Below are 25,671 nucleotides of genomic sequence, written 5' to 3'. Positions count from 1 at the left end.
GAACCCAATGACCCGATCACGAATGACCAGACCAACGGGAATTGTTACTTGGCACTGACTTTCGGCACGCTGTTGAGTTCTCAAGGAGCGGACGCGCACGTTCCCCGACCAATTGCTCGGCCGTTCTTCGTGGCGGTGTTTTCCACTGTACACCAAGTTCCGCAGCAGCGAACCTCAGGGGTTCATCCGGCGGTTTCCCAGGCCTTGCGACCCGGTCCGTTCTCGCTTGGTGCATGGAGAACGATACACGCCCTCGGGAGGCCGCTGCAGGGGGGTCCCGGGGGCGCCTCGTCGAGGGCGTCGGGGGCGCGCTGAGCAGGGCGGACGTCGCTCAGGCCACGCCGCGGGGCCGGTACTGCACGCTCACCCGAGGCCCGACGCCCTTGGCCGTCTTGGGGATGCAGTGCTCCCAGGTTCGCTGGCAGGAACCGCCCATCACCACCAGGTCGCCGTGGCCGACGGTGAACCGGAGGCTCCCGCCGCCGCCCACCGGCCGCAGCATCAGCGCCCGCGGCGAACCGAAGGAGACGATCGCGACCATCGTGTCCTGGGTGCGGCTGCGGCCGATGCGGTCGCCGTGCCAGGCGACGCTGTCCCGGCCGTCGCGGTAGAGGCACATGCCGGCGGTCACGAAGGGCTCGCCGAGTTCGGGCCGGTAGTGCGCGTCGAGGGCGTGCCGGGCGTCGGTGAGCGTGGGGTGGGGCAGGTGCTCGCCACCGCCGTACCACCGCAGCAGGCGCGGAACGGCGACCTCCCGGTCGTACATCTGCCGGCGATCGGCGCGCCAGCCGATGTCGCCCAGCAGCACGTCGAGGACCGCATCGGATCCCTCCACCCAGCCGGGCAGGTGGTCCACCCAGGCGCCGCGGGACAGGACGTGCCGGGTGAGCCGGCCGGACAGCGGGGTGAGCGAGGCCTTCTCCGCGACGTCCCACATGGACGGCTGGTGCGCGAGCGACATGCTCGAACGCTAGCGCAGGTTTCGCACAGCTGTTCGAAAACCTGTGGACAACCTCATGCCGTGAGGGCCAGCACGAACGGCAGCACCGCGGCTGCGCCGGCCCGGCGCAGCTCCCGCCCGGCCACGGTGACCGTCCACCGGGAGTCGGCGAGGTCGTCGACCAGCAGCACCGGCCCGTCCACCCCGGCAAGCCGAGCCCGGAGCTCGTCCCCGACGACGACGCGGCCCCACACCCCGGCGAGCCGGAAGGCGCTGTTCCCGCCCGGCGCGCCGGTAGGCCCGCCGTGCGCCAGGTCGAGGGCGCCCAGATAGGGCAACCGGCCCATCCGGGCCAGCCCCTGGGCGACTCCGGTCACCAGCGCGGGCCGGCGTCGGGAGGGCATGGCGATCACCGCGGCCGGGCGCTGCGCCCAGTTCCAGGACGCGAGCACCCGGGCGCAGGCCTGGATCAGCTCGTCGTCCGGCGGGGCGTCGGAGGGCAGGCCCGGGCGGATCACCCGGTGGGACACGTCCAGGGCGGCGTCCGGGTCCTCCTCCAGGCTGGGCGCCTCGAGGTCCTCGGCCAGGGTAGCCACCCCACCGACGCCGTCGTCACCGAGCAGGGTGCGCAGCCGCTGCCCCCAGCCGAGGTCGGTGAGCCGGGCGACGGCCCGGCCGACCTCGATCTGGTCACCGGCGGCGATCTTGCCCTTGACGTCGACGCCGAGCCGGTCGGCGCCGGTCGGCCACTGGGCCCGCGGAGCGAGCTCCACCCCGGGCCGGTCCAGCCGCGCCGTGGCCGCCGCTGCGGCGCCGGCCGGGACGTCAGCGGAGTACCAGGGGCCGGCGCAGACGTCGCACCGGCCGCACGGCGCCGCCGTCGGGTCGTCCAGCGCGGTCTGCAGGAAGGCCATCCGGCACTCCGCGGAGTCCAGCGGCTTGGCGTAGCCGAGCATCGCCCGCTGCTCGGCCTCCCGTGTCCGGGTGACCCGCGCGTACCGCTCGGCGTCGTAGACCCACGGCCGGCCGGTGGAGCGCCAGCCGCCCTGCACCCGTTCGACCGCGCCGTCGACGGCGAGCACCTTGAGCAACAGCTCCAACCGGGACCGCCGCACGTCGGCGACCGTCTCCAGCCGGGCCACCGACCACGCCTTGCCATCGGCCATCGCGGTGAGCACGGCGGCGGCGTGGTCCTGCCGGGGCATCGAGGAGGTGGCGAACCACTGCCAGATCGCGATGTCCTCCGGGCCGGGGAGGAGCAGCACGTCGGCGTGCTCGACCGCACGGCCGGCGCGGCCGACCTGCTGGTAGTAGCTCACCGGGGACGACGGCGCCCCCAGGTGGACGACGAAACCCAGGTCGGGCTTGTCGAAGCCCATGCCCAGCGCCGAGGTGGCCACCAGCGCCTTCACCCGGTTCTCCCGCAGCGCCTCCTCGGCGTCCTTGCGGTCGGCGTCGTCCAGCCGGCCGGTGTAGGCCCGCACCTCGTAGCCGGCGTCGCGCAGCAGGGCAGCGGCCTCCTCGGCCGCGGCGACGGTCAGCGTGTAGACGATGCCGCTGCCGGGCAGGTCGCCGAGGTGCGCGGCCAGCCAGGCGAGCCGGGCCCGGTCGGTGTCCAGCCGGAGCACCCCCAGCCGCAGCGAGTCGCGGGCCAGCGGGCCGCGCACGGTGGTGACGTCGACCCCGCCGGCACCGAGCTGCTCGGCGACGTCGGCGACCACGCGCTCGTTGGCCGTCGCGGTGGTGGCCAGGACCGGGGTGCCGGCCGGCAACTGACCGAGCAGGTCGCGGATCCGCCGGTAGTCGGGGCGGAAGTCGTGGCCCCAGTCGGAGACGCAGTGCGCCTCGTCGACGACGAGCAGGCCGCAGCGGGAGACCAGCGCCGGGAGCTGCTCGTCGCGGAACCGGGGGTTGGTCAGCCGCTCGGGGGAGACCAGCAGCACGTCGACGTCGTCGGCGGCCAGCCGGGCGTTGATGTCCGCCCACTCGGTGACGTTGGAGCTGGAGATCTCCACGGCCTTGATGCCCGCCCGGGCCGCGGCGGCGACCTGGTCGCGCATCAGCGCCAGCAGGGGGCTGACCAGCAGGGTGGGCCCCCTGCCGCGGCGGCGGAGCAGCGCGGTGGAGACGAAGTAGACGGCCGACTTGCCCCAGCCGGTGCGCTGCACGACCAGCGCGCGCTGCCGGCGCTCGACGAGGGCGGCGACCGCGGCGTCCTGCCCCTCGCGGAAGACCGCGTCGGGCCGGCCGGTGAGCTCGCGGAGGACGCCGAGCGCCTCGTCGGCCAGGTCGGTGCTCGGCGGGGCGATGCTGCTCATGCCGACGACCGTAGGCGGTGCCACCGACAGCACCCGCCCGCCCGGCAGCACCTGTGGAGGACGGGAGAAGATGGACGGCGATGCTGCCCCCGGACAACCATGTGCACAGCGAGTTCTCGTGGGACACCGGTCCCCGGGCCTCGATGCTGCGCGCCTGCGCGGAGGCCGTCCGGATCGGCCTGCCCGCCGTCGCCTTCACCGAGCATCTCGACTTCACCGTCTGGGGCGCCGACGACCGGGCGACCGCCGACGGCCTGTTCGACCGGCACCCCGCCAACCAGCGGCCGATCGACGTCGACGTCTACGCCGAGACCATCTGGGAGTGTCGCGACCGCTTCCCGGAGCTCCGGGTGTGGTCGGGGGTGGAGGCCGGGGAGCCGCACCTGTTCGCCGGCAGCGTCGCCGCGCACCTGACGACCTCCCCGGTCGACCGCATCCTCGGCTCGCTGCACTCGCTGACCGTCGACGGGCGGCTCATCGGGGTGAACCGGATGCTCACCGCGGCCGGCGGCGTGGAGACCATGCGGCGGTACCTCGCCGAGATGGTCACGATGATCGAGCAGAGCGACGTCTTCCAGGTGCTGGCGCACTGCGACTACCCGCGGCGGTACTGGCCCGGTGGCCGCGACCGGTACCCGGAGGCGGTGTTCGAGGAGGAGTACCGGGCGGTGTTCCGGGCGCTGGCCGACAGCGGCCGGGCCCTGGAGGTGAACACCACCAGCCCGCTGTGGTCGGTCGAGCTCGTCCGCTGGTTCCGCGAGGAGGGCGGGCGGGCGATCAGCTTCGGCAGCGACGCCCACCTGCCGGCCGCCGTCGGTCAGCGCTTCGACCTGGCGGTCGACGTGGTGGAGGCGGCCGGCTTCCGCCCCGGCCGCGACCGGTTCGACTTCTGGCGCCGGTAACCCGCTCCGGATCGGCGCCGGCAGCTACGTCACCAGCCAGGCCGCACGGCGTGGCCACCGGCATGACCGTCGACGACATGAACCCGCTGCTGGAGCGGTACGCCGCCACGCTGGGGCCGATCTTCATGCAGACGCTGCCGGACCAGGTGTCCCAGCCCGAGGACATGGCCAACGCCGTGGCCTGGCTGGCGTCCGACGAGGCCCGGCACGTCACGGGCATCCAACTGCCGGTCGACCTGGGCACGCTGACCCGCTGACCGCCGCCGGCGGCCCGTGACCCGGCTACCCGCTGCCAGCGCAGCGGTAGATCAGGAAGGCGACGTCGTCCTCGGGGGCGTCGTCGAGCAGCTGATCGGTCAGCAGGGCGGCCAGCTCGGCCGGGGGCAGGGCACGGCCGTCGGCGAGCACGTCGACGGCGCGTGCCGTTCCCACGTCGAGGTCCGCCCCGCGCCGCTCCACCAGGCCGTCGGTGTAGAGCAGCAACGTCGACCCGGGCGGCAGCACGACCTCTGCCTCGGGCCGCCGGACGTCGGCGAGCACGGCCAGCGGCAGCGAGCCGGCCGCCTCGAGGAAGCGCGCCCGCCCGTCCTCGTCGACCACGATCGCCGGGACGTGGCCGGCGCTGCTGTACCGCAGCGTGCCCGCGGCCGGGTCGACGACGGCGCAGAACACCGTGCTGCAGGAGGCACCGGGCACCAGCGAGGCGAACCGGTCGAGCGCGGTGAGCACGTGCGCCGGCGCGTTGCTCTCCAGCAGCAGTGCCCGGCCGGCGCTGCGCAGCTGGCCCATCACCGCGGCGGCGGGCAGCCCGCTGCCCACCACGTCGCCGACGACGATCCCGTACCGGCCGCCGGGCAGGTCGACGACGTCGTACCAGTCACCGCCGACCTCGAGGGTCCCGGCGGCGGGTTCGTAGTGGACGGCGAACCCCTCGGGCAGTGCGATGGGCCCGAGGACGGCGCGCTGCAGGGTGACCGCGACCTCGGTGAAGAACTGGGCGCGGGCGCCGTCGAGCTCGGCGCGCTCGTCGGCCCGGCGCCGCTCGTTCTCGACCGCCTGCGCGTCGGTCACCGCGGCGGCGACCTGCCCGGCGGTCAGGCTGAGGAAGACCCGGTACTCGTGGTCCAGGGGCAGGTGCGGGCTGGTGCCGAGGACCAGCGCGCCCACCGGGGCGAGCTGGCCGGCCACGACCAGCGGGAGCACCACGGCGGTGTGCACGTCGTCGTCCCCGGCCGAGCCGGCGCCGGCCGGCGACAGGCCGGGCACGATGTCGGCCAGCCCGGTGGCGGTGAACACCGAGCCGGCGGCGACCTCGTCCCAGATGCCCTGCGGGAAGAGCTCGGGCACGGCGTCGGCCCCCGGGCCACCTCCCGATCCGTAGCCGGCGGCCAGCCGCGGCCGGTCGGCGCCGTCGCCGAGCAGGTAGACCAGGCCGAAGGGGCAGTCGGCGCGGGCTCCGCCGAGCACCTCGAGGGCCGCCTCGCAGGCCTGGACGGCGCTGCCGTGCACCGACCGCGGCAGGCTGCCCAGCTGCTGGAGCACCGCCATCCGCCGGGCGGCCAGCACCCGCGACGTGGTGTCGACGACCGTGTTCAGCAGACCGGCCACCCGGCCGTCCGGCTCGGTGATCGCGCTGTAGGAGAAGGTGAAGTAGCACTCCTCGTCGAAACCGTTGCGCGTCATCGTCAGCGGCATGTCCTCGACGAAGGTGGAGCCGCCGGCGAGGACGGCGCCCACCATGCCCTCGATGTCGGCCCACACGTCGGGCCAGACCTCGGGCACGCGCCGGCCCAGCGCCTCCGGATGGCGGGCACCGAGGATCGGCGCGTAGCCGTCGTTGTAGACCATGACGAGTTCGGGGCCGGCCATGACGAGCATCGGAAAGCGGCAGTTCAAGGTCAGCGCGATGGCCTGGCGCACCGAGGCCGGCCAGTGCTCCTCGGGACCCAGCGGCGTCGAGGACCAGTCGGTGGCCAGCACGCGACGCGGCATGTCCGTCTGCCTTCCCTGCGCCACCAGCTCGGCCACCCGCCCGTCCAGACCGGCACCCCCCTGCACGCGGCTCCTGCCGCCGGCGGCACCCCGCCGCCCGCTGAGGATGATGACATCTCCCACCGACAGGAAACGGTGGACACCGCCGAACGCGGAGTCACCGCCCCATGACGGGTGGTGCTGCCGCTGGAGCGAGCACCACCTCTTCCGGGTGAGTCGCCGGCAACCGAGCGGGTGACAACGCTGTGGTCCGGCCCGCTCCCTGCCGATCACCGATCCAGGGAACCCATCGGGAGGAGGGCACGTGCGCAGGCAACGCTCGGCGTCGGAGCAGCAGATCGCGGAGCTGCTGCAGACGGCACGGAAGTCGCTGCGGCTGTCCGTCGCCTTCCTCAGCCGGATGGACGGGACGACGCAGCACCTCGAGGTGGTCGACTCGGCGATCCCGCTCGTCTTCTCCGACGGCATCACGCAGAAGCAGGAGACGACGTTCTGCCAGCACGTCCTCGACGGCCGGCTGCCCGCCGTCATGCCGGACATGCGGAGGTCGCCGCTGGCGATGAGCCTGCCGGTGGCGAGGATCCCCCGGATCCGCAGTTACGTCACCACGCCCGTCGTCCTCAGTGACGGCAGTGTCTACGGCACCCTCTGCGCCTTCGGCTTCACCTCCGATCCCGAGCTGACCACCCGCGACAAGTCCCTGATGGACGTGCTGGCCGGCGCCGCGTCGGTGATCATCGAGCCGGGCCTGCGCGACCAGCGGCAGCGCACCGAGATCGAGCAGCGCCTCGGGCCGGTCCTCGCCGACGGCGGCCCCACCGTCGTCCTGCAGCCCATCGTCGACCTCGGCACCGGTGTCCGGGTCGGCGCCGAGGCGCTCGCCCGCTTCCCGGCGGCCTGGGGCAAGGCCCCCGACGTCTGCTTCGCCGAGGCGCACAGCATCGGCGCGGGCGACCACCTGGAGCTGCTCGCCCTCCGCGGCGCCGCCGCCCACCTGGCCACCGTCGGCGGCTACGTGTCGATGAACGTCTCCCCCGCCACCCTGCTGACCCCCGAGTGCCTCGAGCTCCTCAGCAGCCTGCCGCTCCCGCGCATCCTCCTGGAGCTCTCCGAGCACGACCAGGTCGAGGACTACGCCGTCCTCACCGCCGTCCTCGAGCCGCTGCGGGCCCGCGGCATGCAGCTCGCCATCGACGACGTCGGCGCGGGGTTCTCCTCGCTGCGGCACATCGTCGTGACCTCCCCCGACGTCATCAAGATGGACCGCAGCATCATCACCGGCATCGACACCGATCCGGTGCTCCCCAAGCTCGTCTCGTCGCTGGTCGCCTTCGCCCACGGCTGCGACGTCCGCGTCGTCGCCGAGGGCGTCGAGACCCCCGCCGAGCACGCGATGCTGCGCGCACTGGGCGTCGACCTCGGGCAGGGCTGGCTGTTCGGCCGCCCCGGCCCGGCCGCCGCCCTCGTCGACCCCGACGCTGCGGTGCAGGTGCCCACCCCGCGCCGGGCCACCGAGCAGGTCAACGCCCAGGCCTGACGGTCAGCCGCCGGCCGGCCGCTGGGCCAGCAGCACGGTCGGCACCTGCTCGACCAGGTCGGCCGGCCGCGGCCTGACCTGCGGCTTCATCGTGTCCTTCGTCCCCCGCCAGGGCACCATCTCCTGCTCCAGCGCCGCGTCGAGGGTGGGAGCGGGGCACCACGCCAGCGACGCGCCAGCACCGCCGGCTCGACGTCCACCGCCCGCCGGGTCGCTCAGGGAACCGTCCGACCGGGCGTCCGGCCGGCGATGGCGACGAAGTCGGGCACCAGGGGGTGTTGTGCCAGCCGTGGCCAGGCCAGGGTGATCGGCACGGGTGGCGCGTCGGCCACGAGGCGCCAGCAGATCCCGGGGTGGGTGTACAGGCGTCCCGTGGAGGCGGGGGTGAGGCCGAACCCGCGGCCGGCGGCAATCGCCTCCATCCACTCATCGACGTTGCGCACGCGCACCACCGACACGGGACGACGGGCCGGGCGCCACAGGTCCAGGGTCGTGGTCCCGGACACGACGTTGATCACGACCGCGTCGTCCGCAAGGTCGGCGAGCAGGACCTCGTCCCGCCCGGCCAGTGGGTGGTCGGCGGGCAGCGCGGCCACCCGCGGCTCCTCCGCCAGGACCAGCGTGCCCAGCCGCGGGTCTCCGGGGTCACCAGGCAGGAAGCCGACATGGGTCCGGCCGTCTGCGAGGCCGGCGAGCGGGTCGTCGTAGCGGCGGATCTCGACGGTCACGTCGGGGTGCGCCCGCTCGAAGGCCCGCACGATCGGCCCGGTGTAGGCAGCGGTGGAGCCCCAGGTGAACCCCACGAGCAGCGTCGGCACGGCGCCGGTGACCGCGCCGACCGCCTCGTCGAGGACGGCGAGCACCCGGTGCGCGTGCGGCAGGAAGCGGTTCCCGGCCGGGGTCAGCTGGACGATCCGCCGGTTCCGGAAGACCAGCGACGTCCCCAGCAGCCGTTCCAGCGCAGCGATCGTCCGGCTGAGGGCCGGCTGCGTGAGCTGGATCCGCTCGGCGGCGCGAGTGAAGTTGCGCTCCTCCGCCACCGCCACGAACGCGCGCAAGTGCCTGAGCTCGAGAGCGCGCTCCGCCGGCATCTCTGTCATGCGCCAGGAGCATAAGGGCTGACCGATCGGCATTTCCGCCGCCGCGTCGCCCCGACTTAGCGTGGCTCAACTCACAACGCAAACGAGATGGAGTTCCCGATGGTCCCGCTCCGCGGCGTGATCCCCGCCCACCTGCTGCCCTTCACCGCCGACCTGGAGATCGACGAGCCCAACCTCCGCCGTCATGTGCGAGCCCTCGTCGACGTCGACGGTGTCACCGGGATCACCACCAACGCGCACGCCTCCGAGGTCGCGACCCTGACCGCCGACGAGCAGCGCCGCCAGCTCGACATCGTGCTCGACGAAGTAGCCGGCCGGGTGCCGGTCGTCTCCGGCATCTACCAGGACGGCTCGGCGAAGGCTGCCCGCATCGCCGCCGCGATCGAGGCAGCCGGCGCCGACGCCCTGCTCGTCTTCCCCTCGGGGGTGTTCGAGAGTGGCGCAAACCTGCGCCCGGAGATGGCCTTCGGCCACTACGCCGAGATCGCCGCGGCCACGACCCTGCCGATGATCGCGTTCATCTACCCGACGACGTCCGGACTGCGACTGGGCACCGACGCTCTCGTCCGGATCTGCACGGAGATCGACAACGTCGTGGCCGTCAAGGAGTGGTCGAACGACATCATCGCCTACGAACGCAACCTCCGGGTCCTGAAGAGCCTGGACAAGGACATCGCGGTGCTCTCCAGCTTCAGCCGCTCGCTGCTGGCCTCGCTGGTTCTCGGCGCGGACGGCATCCTGTCCGGCCACGGCAGCGTCGTGGTCGACCTGCAGGTCGAACTGTTCCGGGCCGTGGACAAGCAGGACCTGGCGGAGGCGCGGCGCATCTGGGACCGCATCTGGCCCATCGCCGAGGCCTGCTACGCCGACCCGTTCCTCGACGGCCACAACCGCATGAAGGTCGCACTGGAGCTGATCGGCCGCATCGACGCCGCCCACGTCCGCCCGCCGCTGCAGCCCGTCCCGGACGCCGATCGCGCCGCACTGCGGTCCGCCCTGGCCCAGGCAGGCATCCGTGGCTGAGCTCTTCGAGCCGATCACGATCGGCGGGGTCCGGCTGCGCAACCGCACGGTCCTGCCGTCGATGACGACCCGCCTGGCCGATGACGAGGGCTACGTCACCGACGCCACGGTTGCCTACTACCGGGCCCGGGCCGAGGGCGGCGTCGGCCTGGTGACCGTCGAGATGGCTTCCCCGGAGATCGCCGGAAAGCACCGCTTCCGGGAGCTCGGCATCTACGCCGACTGCTTCCTGCCCGGCCTGCGGAGGCTGGTCGACGAGCTGCACGCGGCCGGTGCGGCCGCCTCGATCCAGCTGGGCCACGGCGGCAGCCGCGCCCGCTCGGTGGTCTCGGGCACGACGCCGGTCGCCCCCTCGTCGGTCCCCACGCCGGTGTTCGAGATCGAGAGCGAGCTGGCGGTGCCGGAGGCCGCGACCCCGGAACGACTGGAGCAGACGATCGCCGCGTACGTCGCCGCAGCGCGCCGGGCGCAGCAGGCCGGCTTCGACGTCGTCGAGTTGCACGGCGCCCACGGCTACCTCATCTCCCAGTTCCTGTCCCCGATGGAGAACACCCGGGATGACTGCTACGGAGGTTCGCTGGAGAACCGGGCCCGGTTCGGACTGGGAATCCTGCGCCGGATCAAAGCAGAGCTCCCCGACCTGCCGGTGATCTTCCGCATCGGGGTCGAGGACTTCTTCCCCGGCGGCCTCACCGCCGACGAGGGCATCGAGGTCGGCCGCTGGGCGGCCCGCGACGGCGCCGACGCGGTGAGCGTGACCGCGGGGCACTACCGCTCGCTGCCCGCTGCCGAACGCATGATCCCCCCGATGGCGTACCCGCCGGCCACCTTCCTGCCCTACGCCGCCCGGATGAAGCAGGCCGTCGACGTCCCGGTGATCGGCGTCGGCCGGCTCGGCGATCCGGAGGTCGCGGCCCGCGCGGTGGCCGAGGAGCAGACGGACCTCGTCGCGCTCGGCCGCCCGCTGATCGCCGACCCCCGGTGGGTCGTCAAGGCGCAGGCCGGCGAGCCCGTTCGGCGCTGTCTCGCCTGCAACCACTGCATCACCAACATGCGCTCGGGCGCGCAGCTGTCGTGTGTGGTCAACCCGGAGACCGGCCGGGAACTCGAGTTCGCCGACGCCCGGGCCAGCAGGGGACGGCGGATCGTCATCCTCGGCGCCGGGCCGGCCGGGCTCTCGTACGCCTCGCTGGTCGCCGAGGGCAACGACGTCACGGTGCTCGAGCGCGCCGACCGCGCCGGTGGGGCCTTCCGGCTCACCGGCCTCGCCCCGCGGTTCAACGACGTGGCCGCGACCGAACCCACATTCGCCGCCTACGTCGACGAGCTCGAGCGCGACTGCACCCGCAAGGGCGTCCGGTTCCGCTTCGGCAGGGAGGCGACGGCCGCCGACCTGCGCGGCGTCGACGTCGTCGTCGTCGCCGTCGGCGCGCGCTACCGGTTCGGCCTGCGCGGACTCGTCGTCCGCGCGCTGCACAGTCCGGCCGCCCGCGGCCGCGTCGCGAACCGGCTGTTCAGCTCACCGCGCGTGCGGGACTGGCTCTACTACCGGTTGCGGACCGGCCGCGGTGCCGAACTCGCCGCGCAACTGCCCGTCGATCCCGGCACGGAGGTCGTCGTGATCGGCGACGCCGCCCGCGCCGGCAAGGCTCGTGAGGCCGTCACCTCCGCCTTCGAGGCCGCCCTCCAGCCCACTGCGCTCCCGGCGGCACCCACCGGGTCCCGGGCGTAGTCCCCTCCTCACCTACGTCCCCCGACACGCCCACGTCCCCCGACACACCCAACGAAGGGTCATCGCAATGACGGACACGACGATCAGCCCCCCGGCCCCACCGAAGACGGACCAGCGACAGAGCACCAAGGTGGCGTTCGCCAGCCTCATCGGCACCACGGTCGAGTGGTACGACTTCTACATCTACGGCACCGCGGCGGCGCTGGTGTTCCCCCAGCTCTTCTTCCCTAACTTCTCCCCGGCCGCTGGGCTCCTCGCATCGCTGTCGACGTACGCCGTCGGCTTCGCCGCACGGCCGCTGGGCGGAGCCGTGTTCGGGCACTACGGTGACCGAGTTGGCCGAAAGAAGATGCTGGTCATCTCACTGCTGGCGATGGGCCTGGCCACGCTGGCCATGGGCCTCGTGCCCGGCTTCGCGCAGATCGGCATCCTCGCGCCGATCATCATCGTGGCGCTGCGCTTCGTGCAGGGCGTCGCGGTCGGCGGCGAGTGGGGCGGGGCAGTGCTCATGGCTGTCGAACACGCGCCCCCCGGCAAGCGCGGCTTCTACGGCTCGTGGCCACAGATCGGCAGCCCGCTCGGGCTCGTCCTGTCCACCGCCGCCTTCTCGGCGGTCGGCTTCCTCGACGACGAGGCGTTCCTGTCCTGGGGCTGGCGGGTGCCGTTCCTGCTGAGCTCGGTCCTCATCATCGTCGGGCTCGTGGTCCGGCTCCGGCTCATGGAGTCGCCGGTCTTCGCCCAGCTCGAGGCCAGTGGCAACACCGCCCGGATGCCGGTGAAGGAGGCCATCACCGGCCACACCCGCAGCATCCTCAGCGCCGCCGGCGCCTTCATCATCATCAACACCGTCTTCTACCTGGTCACGGTGCTGGGTCTGTCCTGGGCAACGACGCACCTGGGCATCCCCCGCGGGACCTTCCTCGGCGCTGTCCTCGTTGCCGCGGTGGTCATGTGCTTCACCGTCCCGCTGTTCGGGGCCCTGTCCGACCGGGTCGGCCGGCGGCCGGTGTTCGCCGCGGGCGCCCTCCTCGTCGGTCTGTTCGCCTTCCCGCTGTTCGCCATGATCGAGTCCGGCTCGACCCCGCTGCTCTTCCTCGGGATCATCGTGATCATGGGGCTGGGGCACCCGCTGATGTACGGCCCGCAGGCCGCGCTGTACGCGGAGATGTTCCCGCCGGAGGTCCGCTACAGCGGGGCGTCGCTGGGGTACCAGATCGGCGGCATGCTCGGCGGGCTGGTGCCGCTAGTGGCCAGCGCCCTGCTGGTCACCTACGATAACGCCTCCTGGCCGATGGCCGCGCTGCTCGCTGTCATCGCGCTGATCAGCCTGGGGTCGCTGCTCACCATCCGGGCGCGGTACTCCGACGAGTCGGTCCGGGCATGACCGGCGTGCTGAAAGGTCGTACGGCGGCTGTCACCGGTGCCGCGCGCGGCATCGGCGCCGCGATCGCCACCGCCCTGACCCGGGCGGGCGCCACCGTCGCGGTCATCGACAAGGACGCTGAGGGCGCGAAGACCCTGGCTGCGGAGCTGGGTGGCGTCCCCGTGGTCGCCGACCTCACCGAGCCGGACGAGGCGGCCCGCGCGCTGGACGACGTCGTCGACGCCCTCGGCACGCCGGACGTCTTCGTCAACAACGCGGGCATCCTCCGGGCCGGCGACCTGACGACGTCCGCCCTCGATGACTGGGACGCCCAGTTCGCGGTCAACACCCGCGCCGCCTATCTCGCCGTCCGGGCGGCCGCCGGGCACATGCGTCGGCGGCGCGCGGGTGGATCGATCGTGGTGGTCACGTCCAACTGCGCGCGCACCCCGCGGATGGACCTGGGGGCCTACTGCGCGTCCAAGGCCGCCACGGACATGATGGCCCGCTGCCTGGCCCTGGAGCTGGCCGCGGAGCAGATCCGGGTCAACACACTGTGCCCGGGCTCCTGCGACACCGAGCTGCAACGCGAGCAGTGGCGGCGGCTCGGGATCGGCCCGGAGCGGCAGATCAACGGCGACCCGGCGAAGTTCCGGACCGGCATCCCGATGGGCCGGCTGACCGCCCCCGAGGACGTGGCGGACCTCGCGATCGTGCTCGCCTCCGACTCGGCGCGGTTCGTCACGGGCCAGTCGTGGCACGTCGACGGCGGGCAGACCCTGCCGTGAGCGAGGACTTCGCGGGTCGGGCCGCGCTCGTCACCGGCGGGGCATCCGGCATCGGTCTGGCAACGGCGCTGCTGCTGGCCGCCCGGGGGGCGCGGGTCGCGGTGCTCGACGTCGACCCGTCCGGGGCGCCGGACCCGCTGCTGCGATTGCGGGGCGACGTCAGCGACGACGCCTCGGTGGCCGCCGCCGTCGCCGAGGCCGTCGAGCGGCTCGGCCGGCTCGACGTGCTGGTCAACAACGCCGGCATCGGGGCGGCCGGCACGGTGGAGGCCAACGGGTTCGACGAGTGGCGACGCGTGCTGGACGTCAACGTCCTCGGACTGGCCCGCGTCACCCGGGCCGCGCTCCCGGCGCTGCGCCGCTCGGACGCGGCGGCGGTGGTCAACGTCGGTTCGATCGTCGCGACCGCGGGCCTGCCCGAGCGGGCGCTGTACTCGGCGAGCAAGGGAGCCGTGGCCGCGCTCACCCGCGCGATGGCGGTCGACCACGTCGGGGAGGGCATCCGGGTGAACTGCGTGCACCCCGGCACCGTCGACACCCCGTGGATCGGCCGGCTGCTGGACGTGGCCGACGACCGCGAGGCCGCGCTGGCGGCCCTCCAGGCCCGCCAGCCCAACGGCCGGCTCGTCTCGATGGACGAGGTGGCTCAGGCGATCGCCTACCTCGCCAGCCCGCAGGCCGCCTCGGTGACGGGCACAGAACTGGCCGTGGACGGCGGGATGTCCGGGCTCCGTCCGGGCCGGCGCGACTGACGCGCCGGCCTCTCCGCGGGACCGGCCGCCACCCTGCTGCCCTCCGCCGGGCGGACGTCCAGGAATGTGGACCGCGACGGTGCAGTTTCCCCGCGACGAGCCGCTCCGGTGGCATGAGCAGCGACGACGGAGGGGATCCAGCATGGGGAAGATCAGCGCCTTCGGCGGAACTGGTTACGCCGGCAGCCGCACTGGCGGACGAGGCCGCGCGGGCAGGCGTGACACGACAGGGCCCGGCAGCTCACGGCGGATTCCACGGCTGCCGGGCCTCGTGGCGGGAACTGCTCAGCCTTGGCTGAGCGCCAGCGCCGGGTAGTCGGTGTACCCGGCCGCACCGGCGGCGTAGAACGTCGCCGGATCCGGCTCGTTCTCCGGGTGCTCACCGGCCCAGCGCTCGACCAGGTCCGGATTGGCGAGGACCGGCCGGCCGACGGCGACGGCATCGGCGTGGGCGGCCTCGATCAGCCGCACGGCCTCGGCTCGCGTGGTGACCGTGCCGAAGCCGCTGTTGGCGATCAGTGGACCGTCGAAGCGCCGGCGCAGCTCCTGGACCAGTTCACCGGCGGGCTCGGCGTGCAGCACGGAGAGGTAGGCCAGGCCCAGCGGGCGGAGGGCGTCGACCAGGTGCCCGTAGGTGGCCAGCACGTCGGCCGGCTCGGTCTCGTCGACGTCGAGGATGTTGTGCGCCGGAGAGATCCGCAGCCCTACCTTGCCGGCGCCGATCGCCGCGGCGACCGCCCTCACCACCTCGATGCCGAACCGGGCGCGGTTCTCCGCGCTGCCGCCGTAGCGGTCCTCGCGCTGGTTGGACACCGGCGAGAGGAACTCGTGCAGCAGGTAGCCGTTGGCGCTGTGCAGTTCCACGCCGTCCAGCCCGGCGGCGATGGCGCGCTTCGACGCGGCCACGATGTCGGCCAGCACCGCCTGCACCTCCTCGGTGGTCAGCGCGTGCGGCACCGGGTAGGGCAGCTTGCCGTTCGGGGTGTGCACCTGGCCGTCGATGGCGACGGCGGACGGCGCCACGATCCGCTCGGTGCCGGTGATGTCGGGATGCGACACCCGGCCGCCGTGCATCACCTGCAGGACGATGCGACCGCCGCGGGCGTGCACCGCCTCGGCGACGCGCCGCCAGCCGGCCTCCTGCTCGTCGTCGGCGATGCCCGGCTGGCCGGGGTAGGCCTGCGACTCCGCGTTCGGGTAGGTGCCCTCGGTGATGATCAGGCCGACGCCGGCGCGCTGCTCGTAGTGCTCGACGAGCAGGTTCCCAGGGACGCCGGCGGCACCGGCGCGCATCCGGGTGAGCGGGGCCATGACGACGCGGTTGGCGAGCTCGAGGTCACCGAGGGTCACGGGTGAGAACAGGTCCATGTCCGGCTCGAGGCCCGGGCCGGCGGCCACCATTCCGGAACGGCGCCGACTGGGACCGCCGTCACGCCAGGTCGCTGGCTCAGCTCGCCGGGTCTTCGAACCGCGGTCGTCGGCGGCGCTGCTGGGTCTTGGCTCCGTACATCGCCTCGTCGGCGCGGGCGATGAGCACGTCGGCCGCCTCGCCGGGCCCGGCGGTGGCGATCCCGACGCTCACGCCGACGGCCAGCTCGCCTGCCGGCCCGGGCACCGGCTCGCCGATCCGCTGCACCACCTGGTCGGCGAGGGCCCGCAGGCCGGCCGGGTTCCCGGCCGGGCGGAGCAGCACGAACTCGTCGCCGCCGAAGCGGGCCACCAGGTCGTCCGGCGCCACGAGCTCCCGCAGGCGCGCCGCCACCTGCGTCAGGACGTGGTCGCCGACGGCGTGCCCGTGCCGGTCGTTGACCACCTTGAAGTCGTCGAGGTCGCAGAAGAGGACGCCGCAGCCCCCGCCGCTCGCCGGGTCCAGGTGCCGGGTCAGCGCCTCGAACAGGGCGCTCCGGTTGGCCAGCCCGGTCAGCAGGTCGGTGTGCGCCCGCCGGTGCAGCCTCTCCTCCTGCCCCCGTCGCTCGGTCACGTCCAGGCCCACGCACGCGACGGCCCAGGGCCGCCCGAGGTCGTCGAACAGCACGTCGTTCTGCATGGCGACGCGCCGGCGCACCCCACCGGCCGCCAGCCAGTCGCCCTCCTGCGGGTGGGCCACGCCCGTCGCCATGGCGCGGGCGACGGCGTCCTTGGCCAGCTCCACGTGCTCCGCGACGACGTAGACGTCGCAGAAGTGCTGGCCGTGCAGCTCCTCGGCCGGCCGGCCGGTGAAGCGCTGCAGCGCCGGGTTGGCCAGGACGATCCGGCCGTCGCGGTCGACGACGCAGACCAGCGCGCTGGTGGCCTGCAGGAAGTCGGACTCCAGGCCGGTCAGCCGGAGCTCACGTGCATCCCGGTGGTACCCCACCATCTGCGCGCGCTCCCTGCTCTCCGGCGGCCCCCCCTCGTCCGGCCCCGCCGCGGAGCCGGACCCATGACTCTATGGCCCAGGTCACAGCGTGGCGACCGGAGGCGGGCGCTCAGCCCGCGAGGACCGCGTCCCGCTCGGCGGCGCCGGCCAGCCGGGCGTACCGGCCGCCGAGGTCGATCAGCTCCTCGTGGGTGCCCCGCTCGACCACCCGCCCCGCACGGAGGACGGCGATCCGGTCGGCGTCCCGGACGGTGGAGAGCCGGTGCGCGATGGTGATCGTCGTCCGGCCGCGGCTGGCCTCGTCGAGGGCCGCCTGGACGGCGCGCTCGGTCTCGTTGTCCAGCGCGCTGGTGGCCTCGTCGAGCACCAGCACCCGCGGGTCGCGCAGCAGCGTGCGGGCGATGGCCAGCCGCTGCTTCTCCCCGCCGGAGAAGCGGTGGCCGCGGGCCCCGACGACGGTGTCGTAGCCGGCCGGCAGGGCGGCGATGAGGTCGTGGACCTGGGCCCGGCGGGCGGCGTCGACCATCTCGGCGTCGGTGGCGTCGGGCTTGGCGTGCCGCAGGTTCGCCCGGATCGTGCCGTGCAGCAGGTAGGTCTCCTGCGAGACGACGCCGACGATGCGGGCCAGATCGGCCAGCGCGAGGTCGCGGACGTCGATCCCGTCGATGGTCACCCGGCCGGTGGTCGGGTCGTTGAGCCGGGCGACCAGCGAGGCCAGGGTGCTCTTGCCCGACCCGGTCTCGCCCACCAGGGCCAGCGTGGTGCCGGCGGGCACGGTGAGGTCGACGCCGTCCAGCGCGGGGCGGGAGCTGCCGTCGTAGCGGAACCCGACGGCGTCGAAGCGGACCTCGCCGCGGACGGCGGCGGGGTCGACCGCGGCCGGGTGCGGGGGGTCGTCGATGTCGACCGGCAGGTCCAGGTACTCGAACACCCGGCTGAACAGCGCCATCGACGCGGTCAGCGAGACGCCGATGTCCAGCAGCTGCATCAGCGGGCGGAACAGGTTGCCCTGCAGTGCGGTGAAGGCGACCAGGGTGCCGATGGTCATGCCGCCGGACGTCGCGGGCAGCCCGGCGGCCAGGTAGATCAGCGCCGGGATACCGGCGAAGACGATGCTCATCGTGGCCATCCGCCAGCGGCCGGCCAGCTGGGACCGGACCTCCAGCCCGACCAGGTCCTGCGACGTGCCGGTGAACCGCTGCGACTGGGCCGGGCCCGCACCGAGGGTCTTGCCGAGCAGCACGCCACTGACGCTGAGCCCCTCCTCGACCTGCGAGTGCAGGTCGGCGAGGTGCCGCTGCCGCTGGGCGGTGATGGTCCGGCGCATCCGGGCCACCTTGCGGGTCAGCATGATCGCCGGGGGCAGGACGACGAGGGACAGCAGCGACAGCCGCCAGCTCAGCGCGGCCATGGCGACCACCGTCCCGATGACGGTGGTGGCGTTCGAGGCGAACGAGGTCGCGGTCGAGGTGACCACCGACTGCATCCCGCCGACGTCGTTCATCAGCCGGGACTGCACCTCACCGCCCTTGGTGCGGGTGAAGAAGCCCAGCGACTGGCGCTGCAGGTGGGTGAAGACCGCCGTCCGCAGGCCGTGCATGACCCGCTGCCCGACGGTGGTGGACAGCCAGGTCTGCACCACGCCGAGGACGGCGGTGACCGCCGCGACCGCCACCATCCCCGCCACGGCCCAGGCCAGCAGGCCGACGTCCTGCTCCGGCAGCGCCACGTCGATGACCAGCCGGATCAGGAAGGGGGTGGCCAGCGCGACGGTGGACGAGGCCACGATCAGCGCGACGACCACGCCCAGCTGCCAGCGGTAGGGCCGGAACAGCGCCGCCACCCGGCCCCAGCGGACCGGCGAGCGCTCGAGCTGCGCCCGGTCGGCCGGGTCGGGCCGGCCCCCGGAACGACCACCGCCGCCCCCACCGCCGCCACCGCGACCCACGGGGTCCATGCCGCCGTCCATCCGACCACCTCGTTCCGTCTCCGTTTGCTGAGGTTACCTCACGGTGTGGTAACCGGCGGAGTACCGGTACGATTCCCGGGTGGCTGACGACGGGACGGCACTCGGCGACCTGCTGATGCGGGTCGCGCGAACCCAGCGCCGCCGGTGGCGCGAGGCGCTGGCGCCGTGGGACCTCTCGCCGCACCAGGCCCGCGCCCTGCGGGTGGTGTGCGCGGGCGACGGGGTGCGGCTGTCCGACCTGGCCGAGGCGCTCCGGATCGCCCCCCGCTCGGCGACCGAGGTGGCCGACGGTCTGCAGGAGCGCGGGCTGGTGGAGCGGGCAGCCGACCCGGCGGACCGGCGCGCGGTGGTGCTGCGGCCGACCGAGGCCGGACGGCGGATCCAGCGCGAGCTCGCCGATGCCCGGACGGCGGACTCCACCGAGCTGTTCGACCGGCTCGCCCCGGCCGATCGGGCCGAGCTCGAACGGATCCTGCGGCTGCTCACCGACTGACCGACTGCGGTCAGGGTCTGGTCGGAGGGGTCATCGCCGGAACGCCAGGCCCTGCTCGGCCATGGTGCGGCGCAGCCGCTCCACGGCCCGGGGGCCGACCCCGTGCAGCGCGAGCAGCTCCCGCTCGGACACTGCCGTCAGGTCGGCCGGGGCGCGGTACCCGGCGGCGGCGAGCGCGCGGCTCGCCGGCCGGCCGATGTCCCGGGGAAACGCCGTCCCGGGCTCCTCGGACCCGGCGCCATCCGAGTCGGCGCCACCCGAGCCTTCGCCACCCGAGTCTTCGCCATCCGAGTCGACGCAGTACTCGGCGACGTCGGCCGAGAGCAGCGCCGCCTGCTGGTCGTCGGCGGGCCCGGACCCGCGGAAGGCTGCCAGCTCGGCTCGGCTGCGCCACCGCTCGAACACGTTGACCCGCCCGTCGTCGAGCAGGTCGGCGGAGATCGCGAAGTCCAGGCAGCCCGCTGTCCGCCGTGCCTGCTCGACCACGGCCCGGCAGCCGGCCAGGTAGCCGGCCCGTTCCTCCGGGCGCACCCGCAGCGCCCCGGCGACGATGATCATCCCGCTCCTTCCGCGCGATCCTGCCGCACCAGACCGATGGGACGACGAAAAGTCATCGGCGAGGCCGACCCCACCAGCGCCCGGCGCTACCCGCACGCGGCCTTTTTGCCAGGCTCTGGCAACAGGTAGCTTGTTGCCTACCGTTCGCAGCTAGCGCGTGGTCCGTCGATCCCGGGAGCCCCGTTGCCCGTGCACGTCCCCCTCCGCGCCACCGGGGGGCTGGTCGCGACGGCCGCCGTCCTGACGACGCTCAGCGCGTGCAGCGCACCCGGCACGGCGAGCGACGGCGCGGACACCCGGCGCCTGGTCCTCGCCGACGCCTACGAACCGGAGCCCTTCAACCCGGTCGGCGGGCACGGCGAGACCGGCTCGTCGAAGGTCTACGACGGGCTCGTCCGCCTCGGCGGCGGAACCGGGCTCCCCGAGCTCGAGCCCGCCCTGGCCACCGAGCTGCCCCGGGACGACGGCACCGCCACCACCTGGACGGTCCCGCTGCGCGACGGCGTCCGGTTCTCCGACGGGTCGACGTTCGACGCCGCCGACGTGGTCGCCACCTACTCGGCCGTGCTCGATCCGGCGTCGGCCTCCCCGATCGCCGGCAACTACGCGATGATCGACCGCGTCGAGGCGGTCGACGAGCGCACCGTCGCCTTCCGGCTGGCCTACCCCTACGCGCCGTTCCCGACCAAGCTGCTGCTCGGCATCGCGCCGTCCGAGGCGCTGGAGACGCCGGGCCCGGCCGAGGAGTCCGCGCTCAACACCGCCCCGATCGGCACGGGTCCGTTCCTGCTCAGCGAGCGGCGCGGCGACCGCACCGTCTACACCGCCAACCCCGACCACTGGGGCGGCGAGCCCGAGGTGCGGGAGCTCGTCGTCGTCTACGTCCCCGATGACAACACCCGGGCGCAGCGGATGGCCGCCGGGGAGTTCGACGGCACGACGCTGCCCCCGCTGATCGCCGACACCATGGCCGATGCCGAGGGGCTGACCGTGGTGGGCCACCCCAGCGCCGACCACCGTTCGGTCTCCCTGCCGGCCGGCGATCCGGTGACCGGCGACCCGGCCATCCGGCTGGCCCTGAACTCCGCCGTCGACCGGGAGGCGATGGTCACCGACATCCTCGGTGGGCACGGCACGCCGAGCTACACGCCGGTCCCGGCGGTCTTCGGCGACTCGCACGATCCTGACGCGGCGTTCCGGCACGACCCGGACGCTGCCCGCGCGCGGCTCGGCGCCGCCGGCTGGGTGCCCGGGGACGACGGGATCCGGGTCCGGGACGGCGTGCGCGCGGAGTTCACCCTGATGTACTTCCCCGAGGAGACGCTGCGCCGCGACCTGGCCCAGGCCTTCGCCTCCGATGCGCTCGCCGTCGGGATCGAGGTGGACCTGGCGGCGGTGGCCCGGCCGGAGTTCCGACCGCGCATCCCGGTCGACGCCGGCCTGCTCGGCGGCGGGGACGTTCCCTACGACCCCGACACCCAGCTCTACGCCGCCCTGCACTCCTCCTACACCCGACCCGGCGTGGGCGGCCCCTTCGACAACCCCGGCGACCTGGCCGACCCCGCGGTCGACGCGGCCCTCGACGCCGCGCGCCGCAGCACCGACCCCGCCACCCGGGCGGCGGCCTACCGGACCGTCCAGCAGCGGTTCGTCGCGAACCCACCCGCGGTCCAGCTGGTCTTCCTCGAGCACGTCTACGTCCTGGCGGACGGCGACTGGGCCGGCACCGAGCCGGTGCTCGAGCCGCACGCGCACGGGGTCAGCTGGGGTCCGTGGTGGAACCTGCGGGACTGGCGGTACACCGGATGACGGCCGCTCCGCCGGCGCTGCGGCGCGACCCGGCGCCGGCCGCATCGCCCGGGACCCGGGCGACCCCGGCGCCGCGGCCCTCCCGCCGGCGGGCGGCGGCCCGGATGGCGGTCCGCCGGCTCGCCTTCGCCGTCCCGGTCGTCCTCGGTGTCGCGGTGGGGGTCTTCGCCCTCGCCGCCGCCTCCCCGTTCGACCCGCTGGCCGGGTACCTCGGCGACCGGTACCTGACCGCCAGCCAGGACGTGCAGGACCGGATCGCCGACGAGCTGGGCACCGACCGGCCGTGGTACCTGCACCTGCTCGGGTGGCTGGGCGATCTGCTCACCGGCGACCTGGGCACCTCCCGCTCGTTCGGGCAGCCCGTCGTCTCGGTGGTCGCCGAGCGGCTGCCGTGGACGATGCTGCTGGTCGGCGTCGCCCTCGTGCTCGCCGTCGTCCTCGCGCTGGTGCTCGGCAGCTGGGCCGCCGCCCGCCGGGGCGGCTGGGTCGACCGGGTGGTCACCCCGCTGTGCCTGCTGCTGCAGGGCACCCCGCCGTTCGTGGTGGCCCTCGGCGCGGTCGCCGTCTTCGGGGTGGGGCTCTCCTGGCTGCCGGTCGCCGGGCTCACCGATGCCGGCGCCGCGCTGTCCGCCGGCCAGGTCGCCACCCACCTGGTCCTGCCGGCCACCGTGCTCGCGCTCTCCCAGCTCCCCTGGCTGCTGCTCAGCGTGCGGCAGTCACTGCTGGGCTCGCTGGCCGAGGACCACGTCACCGGCGCCCGGTCCCGGGGGCTGGCCGAGCGGACGGTGGTGCTGCGGCACGCCCTGCCGACCGCGCTGCTGCCGTTCGTGACCGTGCTGGGCACCCGGCTGGCCGAGCTGGTGGTCGGCGCCGTGCTGGTCGAGGAGGTGTTCAGCTGGCCGGGGCTGGCCCAGGCGGTGGTCACCTCCGCCACCGAGCTGGACTTCCCGCTGCTGGCCGTCCTGACCCTGCTGACCACGGTCGCGGTGCTGCTCGGCTCGCTGCTGGCCGACGTGGCCACCGTGCTGCTGGACCCGCGGGTGCGCGCGGATGGCTGACCGCGACCTCCGGCTGCCCCTGGGCGTGGGCGTGCTGGTGCTGCTGGTCGCCTACGCGACGCTGGTGCCCTGGGTGGCCGGCGTGGATGACCGGGTCACCGACTTCTCCGCCGCCCGCCTCGCCCCCTCCCCCGGCCACCCGTTCGGCACCGATTCCGCCGGCCGCGACCTGTTCGTGCGCACCGCGGCGGGGCTACGGGTCTCCCTGCTGATCGCCGTGGTGTGCGCCGCCCTGTCCACGGTGCTGGGTGCCGTCGTCGGCGCGGTCTCGGCGGCGGCCGGCGGCTGGGTCGACCGGCTGGTCATGCGGCTGGTCGACGGGATCAACGCCGTGCCGCACCTGCTGCTGGGCATCGTGCTGGTGGCGCTGTTCCGCGGCAGCCTGGTCGCGATCGTCGCCTCCATCGCGCTCACCCACTGGACCCAGGTGGCCCGGATCGTGCGCGCCGAGGTGCTCTCGCTGCGCGACCGGCCGCACGTGGACGCCGCGGTGCTCGGCGGCGCGTCCCGGTGGCGGGTGGTGCACCGGCACCTGCTGCCGGCCGCGCTCCCCCAGGCCCTGGTTGCCGCGGTGCTGCTGCTGCCGCACGCCGTCTGGCACGAGTCGACGCTGAGCTTCCTGGGGCTGGGCCTGCCCCCGCACCGGCCCAGCCTGGGCACCCTGCTCGAGGAGGCCCGCAGCTCGCTGCTGCTCGGCGGCTGGTGGACGCTGCTCTTCCCCGCGCTCAGCCTCGTGCTCACCACCCTCGCGGTGGCCGCGGTGGGCTCCGGCGTCCGGCAGCGGATCAGCGCGCCACGGCGCGGGGCGACCCTGCGGTGACCACCGGGACGATCACCACGACCAGCCTCCCCGCGCTGGCCGTCACCGGGCTGACCGTGCGGTTCGCCCTGGGCCGGGCGCGCGGACGACGCATCCCCCCGCAGGTGCACGCCGCCACCGACGTCTCCTTCGACCTGCACCCGGGCCGGGTGCTGGCACTGGTCGGCGAGAGCGGCTGCGGCAAGTCGGTGCTGACCGGGGCGCTGCTCGGGCTGCTGCCGGCCAACGCCACGGTGACCGGAGCGGCCGGGCTGTCCGGCCCGGCCGGGTCGCTGGACCTGCTCACCACCGGCCGCACCACGCTGGCCCGGCAGGTCCGCGGCCGGCGGATCGCGCTGGTCCCGCAGTCGGCCGCGACCTCGCTGACCCCGGTGCGCAGCGCCCGCGCCCAGCTGGAGGAGGTGGTCCGCGAGCTCTGCCCCGGCACCGACGCACGGGTCCGGGCCGACTCCCTGGCCGAGCGGGTCGGCCTGGCACCGGCAGACCTCGACCGGTTCCCGCACGAGCTGTCCGGGGGCATGGCCCAGCGGGTCGCCGTCGCCCTGGCGCTCGCCGGCGAGCCCCAGGTGGTGCTGGCCGACGAGCCGACGGCCGGGCTGGACCGGCCGCTGGTCGACCGGACCCTCGGCCTGCTCCGGGAGGTCGCCGACGCGGGCTGCGCCGTCCTGCTCATCACCCACGACCTGGGCGCGCTGCGGCGGGTCCCCGGCGCGGTCGACGACGTCGCCGTCATGTACGCCGGCCGGCTGCTGGAGAGCGGCCCCGCCGCCGACGTCCTGGCCGCCCCGGGACACGACTACACCCGGGAACTGCTGGCCGCCCTGCCCTCGGGCGGGCTGGTCCCCATCCCCGGGCAGCCGCCGCAGCTGACCGACCTGCCCGCCGGGTGCGCCTGGCACCGCCGCCGGCCCGGCCGGTGCGACGGCGGCGACGTGGTGCACCGCACCGGCGCCCGGTCCGTGCGCTGCCGGGCCCTCGAGGCCGGCCCGTGCTGAGCGCGGAACGGATGGACGCCGGACACCAGCCGGGCGTGCCGGTGGTCCGCGGGCTGGACCTCACGGTGCAGCCCGGGCAGGTGGTTGGGCTGGCCGGCCCGAGCGGGAGCGGCAAGACCACCGTCGCCCGGGTGCTCGGCCGGCTGCTCGCCCCGCTGGCCGGTTCGGTCACCGTCGACGGGTACCGCTCGCCGGGCGTCCGGTACGCGGTCCCCCGGGCCTCGCGGACCGCGGTGGCCATGCTGTTCCAGTCGCCCCGGCTCTCGGTGGACCCGCGGCTGTCCCTCGCCGACGTCGTGGCCGAGCCGCTGCGCGTGCGCGGCACGCCGACCGCCGGCCGGCGGAACACCGCCGCGCGGTCCCGCCGGGTCGCCGAGCTCGCCGAGGAGGTCGGGCTGACCGGCGACCTGCTGCAGCGGAGGCCGGCGGAGGTGAGCGACGGCCAGCTGCAGCGGGCCTGCCTCGCCCGGGCGCTGGCCCAGCAGCCCCGGTACCTCGTCTGCGACGAGATGACGGCCATGCTCGACGCCTCCACCACCGCGGCGCTGGTCGGGGTGGTCCGGGACCGGGTTCGCGCCGGCTCGTTGGGGGTGGTGGCGATCAGTCACGACGAGGACCTGCTCGCCGTCTGGGCCGATTCCACCGTGCACCTGCCGGCGCACCCACCCGTCGCCACCACCCGCGCCGCCGGGACGGCGCGGTGACCGGAGCGGCCGGCGGCCCGGGCGGCACGGCCGGGCGGTTGCGCCGCCACTCGTCGACCACGTCGTCCAGGTCGACCATCCCGACCGGGATCCAGACGCCCTCCACCGGCCGCCGGTAGTACTGGTCGACCCGCTCGTTGTGCGCCTGCACGAGCGCCCGAACGGCGACCTCGGAGGTCTGCCGGGCGATCAGCGCGGGAAGCTCCTCCCGCTCCTTGCGCAGCACCAGGCCGGTGGGCAGCATCGCGGCGACGTCGGCTTCCTCGCGCCTGGCCCACTCCAGCGCCCACTCGTAGCTGCTCTTCTCCCGGTCACGCCGGGGCAGCGGCTTGCCGGTCAACGACAGCCCCTCGAAGGCACCCTCGTCCCCGGCCCGCCGGATCTGCTGCTCGACCCAGGTCTCGAACGACATCCCGGTCGGCTTCCGCTGCGTCATCGGCGTCCTCCTCCCTCTGCCAG

Annotated in this window: 23 protein-coding genes; 14 read left to right on the top strand and 9 right to left on the bottom strand. The window is 74.4% G+C overall.

Annotated features, from left to right (window positions below; translation table 11 throughout):
- Positions 1-331 precede the first annotated feature (331 nt).
- Both ACYVG5_RS18665 and ACYVG5_RS18660 read right to left on the bottom strand, forming a co-directional pair.
- On the bottom strand, positions 332-961 hold the full coding sequence (locus ACYVG5_RS18665; protein ID WP_222048573.1) for an alpha-ketoglutarate-dependent dioxygenase AlkB: 630 nt from the start codon (positions 959-961) through the stop codon (positions 332-334).
- A 53-nt stretch (positions 962-1,014) separates the two neighbouring features.
- A complete protein-coding gene (locus tag ACYVG5_RS18660; protein ID WP_222048572.1) occupies positions 1,015-3,258 on the bottom strand; it encodes a DEAD/DEAH box helicase in 2,244 nt (747 codons plus the stop codon).
- Positions 3,259-3,338: 80 nt separating this feature from the next.
- Between ACYVG5_RS18660 and ACYVG5_RS18655 the strand changes: the two genes are divergently transcribed.
- Both ACYVG5_RS18655 and ACYVG5_RS18650 read left to right on the top strand, forming a co-directional pair.
- Positions 3,339-4,160 carry a PHP domain-containing protein gene (locus ACYVG5_RS18655; protein WP_222048640.1) on the top strand — a complete coding sequence of 274 codons (822 nt, stop codon included), beginning with the start codon at positions 3,339-3,341 and terminating at the stop codon, positions 4,158-4,160.
- 50 nt (positions 4,161-4,210) lie between these two features.
- Entirely contained in the window at positions 4,211-4,417 is a 207-nt protein-coding gene (locus tag ACYVG5_RS18650) for an SDR family oxidoreductase (RefSeq protein ID WP_222048571.1), read from the top strand.
- Positions 4,418-4,442: 25 nt separating this feature from the next.
- Here the strand turns inward: ACYVG5_RS18650 and ACYVG5_RS18645 are convergent, their stop codons facing one another.
- Positions 4,443-6,218, bottom strand: a complete 1,776-nt coding sequence (locus tag ACYVG5_RS18645; protein WP_222048570.1) for a SpoIIE family protein phosphatase — start codon at positions 6,216-6,218, stop codon at positions 4,443-4,445.
- Between the two features lie 238 nt (positions 6,219-6,456).
- On the opposite strand from ACYVG5_RS18645, the gene ACYVG5_RS18640 reads away from it, so the two are divergent.
- Complete coding sequence (locus tag ACYVG5_RS18640) at positions 6,457-7,689, top strand: sensor domain-containing phosphodiesterase (protein WP_222048569.1); 1,233 nt, start codon at positions 6,457-6,459, stop codon at positions 7,687-7,689.
- Positions 7,690-7,904: 215 nt separating this feature from the next.
- Here the strand turns inward: ACYVG5_RS18640 and ACYVG5_RS18635 are convergent, their stop codons facing one another.
- Positions 7,905-8,789, bottom strand: coding sequence for a LysR family transcriptional regulator (locus tag ACYVG5_RS18635; protein ID WP_222048568.1), 885 nt, complete (start codon positions 8,787-8,789; stop codon positions 7,905-7,907).
- 99 nt (positions 8,790-8,888) lie between these two features.
- Between ACYVG5_RS18635 and ACYVG5_RS18630 the strand changes: the two genes are divergently transcribed.
- From ACYVG5_RS18630 to ACYVG5_RS18610, 5 genes are all read left to right on the top strand, one after another.
- The gene (locus tag ACYVG5_RS18630) at positions 8,889-9,812 is read left to right on the top strand and encodes a dihydrodipicolinate synthase family protein (protein WP_222048567.1); all 924 of its coding nucleotides are present in this window, start codon (positions 8,889-8,891) and stop codon (positions 9,810-9,812) included.
- Positions 9,805-11,544 (top strand): oxidoreductase, encoded by a 1,740-nt coding sequence (locus ACYVG5_RS18625; RefSeq protein WP_222048566.1) that lies wholly within the window; start codon positions 9,805-9,807, stop codon positions 11,542-11,544. The genes ACYVG5_RS18630 and ACYVG5_RS18625 overlap by 8 nt, the downstream gene beginning before the upstream one ends.
- 67 nt (positions 11,545-11,611) lie before the next feature.
- Entirely contained in the window at positions 11,612-12,928 is a 1,317-nt protein-coding gene (locus ACYVG5_RS18620) for an MFS transporter (RefSeq protein ID WP_222048565.1), read from the top strand.
- A complete protein-coding gene (locus ACYVG5_RS18615; RefSeq protein WP_222048564.1) occupies positions 12,925-13,695 on the top strand; it encodes an SDR family oxidoreductase in 771 nt (256 codons plus the stop codon). The genes ACYVG5_RS18620 and ACYVG5_RS18615 overlap by 4 nt, the downstream gene beginning before the upstream one ends.
- Positions 13,692-14,447, top strand: coding sequence for an SDR family NAD(P)-dependent oxidoreductase (locus ACYVG5_RS18610; RefSeq protein ID WP_222048563.1), 756 nt, complete (start codon positions 13,692-13,694; stop codon positions 14,445-14,447). Before ACYVG5_RS18615 ends, ACYVG5_RS18610 begins: the two co-directional genes overlap by 4 nt.
- A gap of 285 nt (positions 14,448-14,732) precedes the next feature.
- Here ACYVG5_RS18610 and ACYVG5_RS18605 read toward each other — a convergent pair whose 3' ends face one another.
- The 3 genes from ACYVG5_RS18605 to ACYVG5_RS18595 form a co-directional block, all read right to left on the bottom strand.
- Entirely contained in the window at positions 14,733-15,848 is a 1,116-nt protein-coding gene (locus tag ACYVG5_RS18605; RefSeq protein ID WP_246630201.1) for an alkene reductase, read from the bottom strand.
- A 46-nt stretch (positions 15,849-15,894) separates the two neighbouring features.
- Entirely contained in the window at positions 15,895-16,806 is a 912-nt protein-coding gene (locus tag ACYVG5_RS18600) for a diguanylate cyclase domain-containing protein (RefSeq protein WP_222048562.1), read from the bottom strand.
- Between the two features lie 109 nt (positions 16,807-16,915).
- A complete protein-coding gene (locus ACYVG5_RS18595) occupies positions 16,916-18,763 on the bottom strand; it encodes an ABC transporter ATP-binding protein (RefSeq protein WP_222048636.1) in 1,848 nt (615 codons plus the stop codon).
- 91 nt (positions 18,764-18,854) lie between these two features.
- On the opposite strand from ACYVG5_RS18595, the gene ACYVG5_RS18590 reads away from it, so the two are divergent.
- Complete coding sequence (locus ACYVG5_RS18590) at positions 18,855-19,268, top strand: MarR family winged helix-turn-helix transcriptional regulator (RefSeq protein ID WP_222048561.1); 414 nt, start codon at positions 18,855-18,857, stop codon at positions 19,266-19,268.
- Positions 19,269-19,298: 30 nt separating this feature from the next.
- Here ACYVG5_RS18590 and ACYVG5_RS18585 read toward each other — a convergent pair whose 3' ends face one another.
- A complete protein-coding gene (locus ACYVG5_RS18585; RefSeq protein WP_222048560.1) occupies positions 19,299-19,826 on the bottom strand; it encodes an antibiotic biosynthesis monooxygenase in 528 nt (175 codons plus the stop codon).
- A gap of 189 nt (positions 19,827-20,015) precedes the next feature.
- Between ACYVG5_RS18585 and ACYVG5_RS18580 the strand changes: the two genes are divergently transcribed.
- Genes ACYVG5_RS18580 through ACYVG5_RS18560 form a run of 5 tightly spaced genes read left to right on the top strand, consistent with a single transcriptional unit; the run spans position 20,016 to position 25,212 of the window.
- Positions 20,016-21,635, top strand: a complete 1,620-nt coding sequence (locus ACYVG5_RS18580) for an ABC transporter substrate-binding protein (RefSeq protein WP_222048559.1) — start codon at positions 20,016-20,018, stop codon at positions 21,633-21,635.
- On the top strand, positions 21,632-22,693 hold the full coding sequence (locus ACYVG5_RS18575) for an ABC transporter permease (protein ID WP_246630198.1): 1,062 nt from the start codon (positions 21,632-21,634) through the stop codon (positions 22,691-22,693). Before ACYVG5_RS18580 ends, ACYVG5_RS18575 begins: the two co-directional genes overlap by 4 nt.
- The gene (locus ACYVG5_RS18570; protein WP_222048558.1) at positions 22,686-23,513 is read left to right on the top strand and encodes an ABC transporter permease; all 828 of its coding nucleotides are present in this window, start codon (positions 22,686-22,688) and stop codon (positions 23,511-23,513) included. Before ACYVG5_RS18575 ends, ACYVG5_RS18570 begins: the two co-directional genes overlap by 8 nt.
- A complete protein-coding gene (locus ACYVG5_RS18565) occupies positions 23,510-24,508 on the top strand; it encodes an ABC transporter ATP-binding protein (RefSeq protein WP_222048557.1) in 999 nt (332 codons plus the stop codon). Before ACYVG5_RS18570 ends, ACYVG5_RS18565 begins: the two co-directional genes overlap by 4 nt.
- Positions 24,502-25,212, top strand: coding sequence for an ABC transporter ATP-binding protein (locus ACYVG5_RS18560; protein WP_222048556.1), 711 nt, complete (start codon positions 24,502-24,504; stop codon positions 25,210-25,212). The genes ACYVG5_RS18565 and ACYVG5_RS18560 overlap by 7 nt, the downstream gene beginning before the upstream one ends.
- Here ACYVG5_RS18560 and ACYVG5_RS18555 read toward each other — a convergent pair.
- Positions 25,109-25,648: a DnaJ family domain-containing protein gene (locus tag ACYVG5_RS18555; RefSeq protein ID WP_222048554.1), complete on the bottom strand. Its 540-nt coding sequence runs from the start codon at positions 25,646-25,648 to the stop codon at positions 25,109-25,111. The genes ACYVG5_RS18560 and ACYVG5_RS18555 overlap by 104 nt on opposite strands.
- Positions 25,649-25,671 lie beyond the last annotated feature (23 nt).

It is taken from the genome of Modestobacter lapidis, assembly GCF_054780755.1.
Note: the sequence above shows the minus strand (reverse complement) of the source record. Positions and strands in the feature narration are given on the sequence as shown.

Coding starts and splice junctions, on each gene's coding strand:
- ACYVG5_RS18665 (WP_222048573.1), bottom strand. CDS start 961: ATGTCGCTCGCGCACCAGCCGTCCATGTGGGACGTCGCGGAGAAGGCC.
- ACYVG5_RS18660 (WP_222048572.1), bottom strand. CDS start 3,258: ATGAGCAGCATCGCCCCGCCGAGCACCGACCTGGCCGACGAGGCGCTC.
- ACYVG5_RS18655 (WP_222048640.1), top strand. CDS start 3,339: ATGCTGCCCCCGGACAACCATGTGCACAGCGAGTTCTCGTGGGACACC.
- ACYVG5_RS18635 (WP_222048568.1), bottom strand. CDS start 8,789: ATGACAGAGATGCCGGCGGAGCGCGCTCTCGAGCTCAGGCACTTGCGC.
- ACYVG5_RS18630 (WP_222048567.1), top strand. CDS start 8,889: ATGGTCCCGCTCCGCGGCGTGATCCCCGCCCACCTGCTGCCCTTCACC.
- ACYVG5_RS18620 (WP_222048565.1), top strand. CDS start 11,612: ATGACGGACACGACGATCAGCCCCCCGGCCCCACCGAAGACGGACCAG.
- ACYVG5_RS18615 (WP_222048564.1), top strand. CDS start 12,925: ATGACCGGCGTGCTGAAAGGTCGTACGGCGGCTGTCACCGGTGCCGCG.
- ACYVG5_RS18605 (WP_246630201.1), bottom strand. CDS start 15,848: ATGGTGGCCGCCGGCCCGGGCCTCGAGCCGGACATGGACCTGTTCTCA.
- ACYVG5_RS18600 (WP_222048562.1), bottom strand. CDS start 16,806: ATGGTGGGGTACCACCGGGATGCACGTGAGCTCCGGCTGACCGGCCTG.
- ACYVG5_RS18595 (WP_222048636.1), bottom strand. CDS start 18,763: ATGGACCCCGTGGGTCGCGGTGGCGGCGGTGGGGGCGGCGGTGGTCGT.
- ACYVG5_RS18585 (WP_222048560.1), bottom strand. CDS start 19,826: ATGATCATCGTCGCCGGGGCGCTGCGGGTGCGCCCGGAGGAACGGGCC.
- ACYVG5_RS18575 (WP_246630198.1), top strand. CDS start 21,632: ATGACGGCCGCTCCGCCGGCGCTGCGGCGCGACCCGGCGCCGGCCGCA.
- ACYVG5_RS18570 (WP_222048558.1), top strand. CDS start 22,686: ATGGCTGACCGCGACCTCCGGCTGCCCCTGGGCGTGGGCGTGCTGGTG.
- ACYVG5_RS18555 (WP_222048554.1), bottom strand. CDS start 25,648: ATGACGCAGCGGAAGCCGACCGGGATGTCGTTCGAGACCTGGGTCGAG.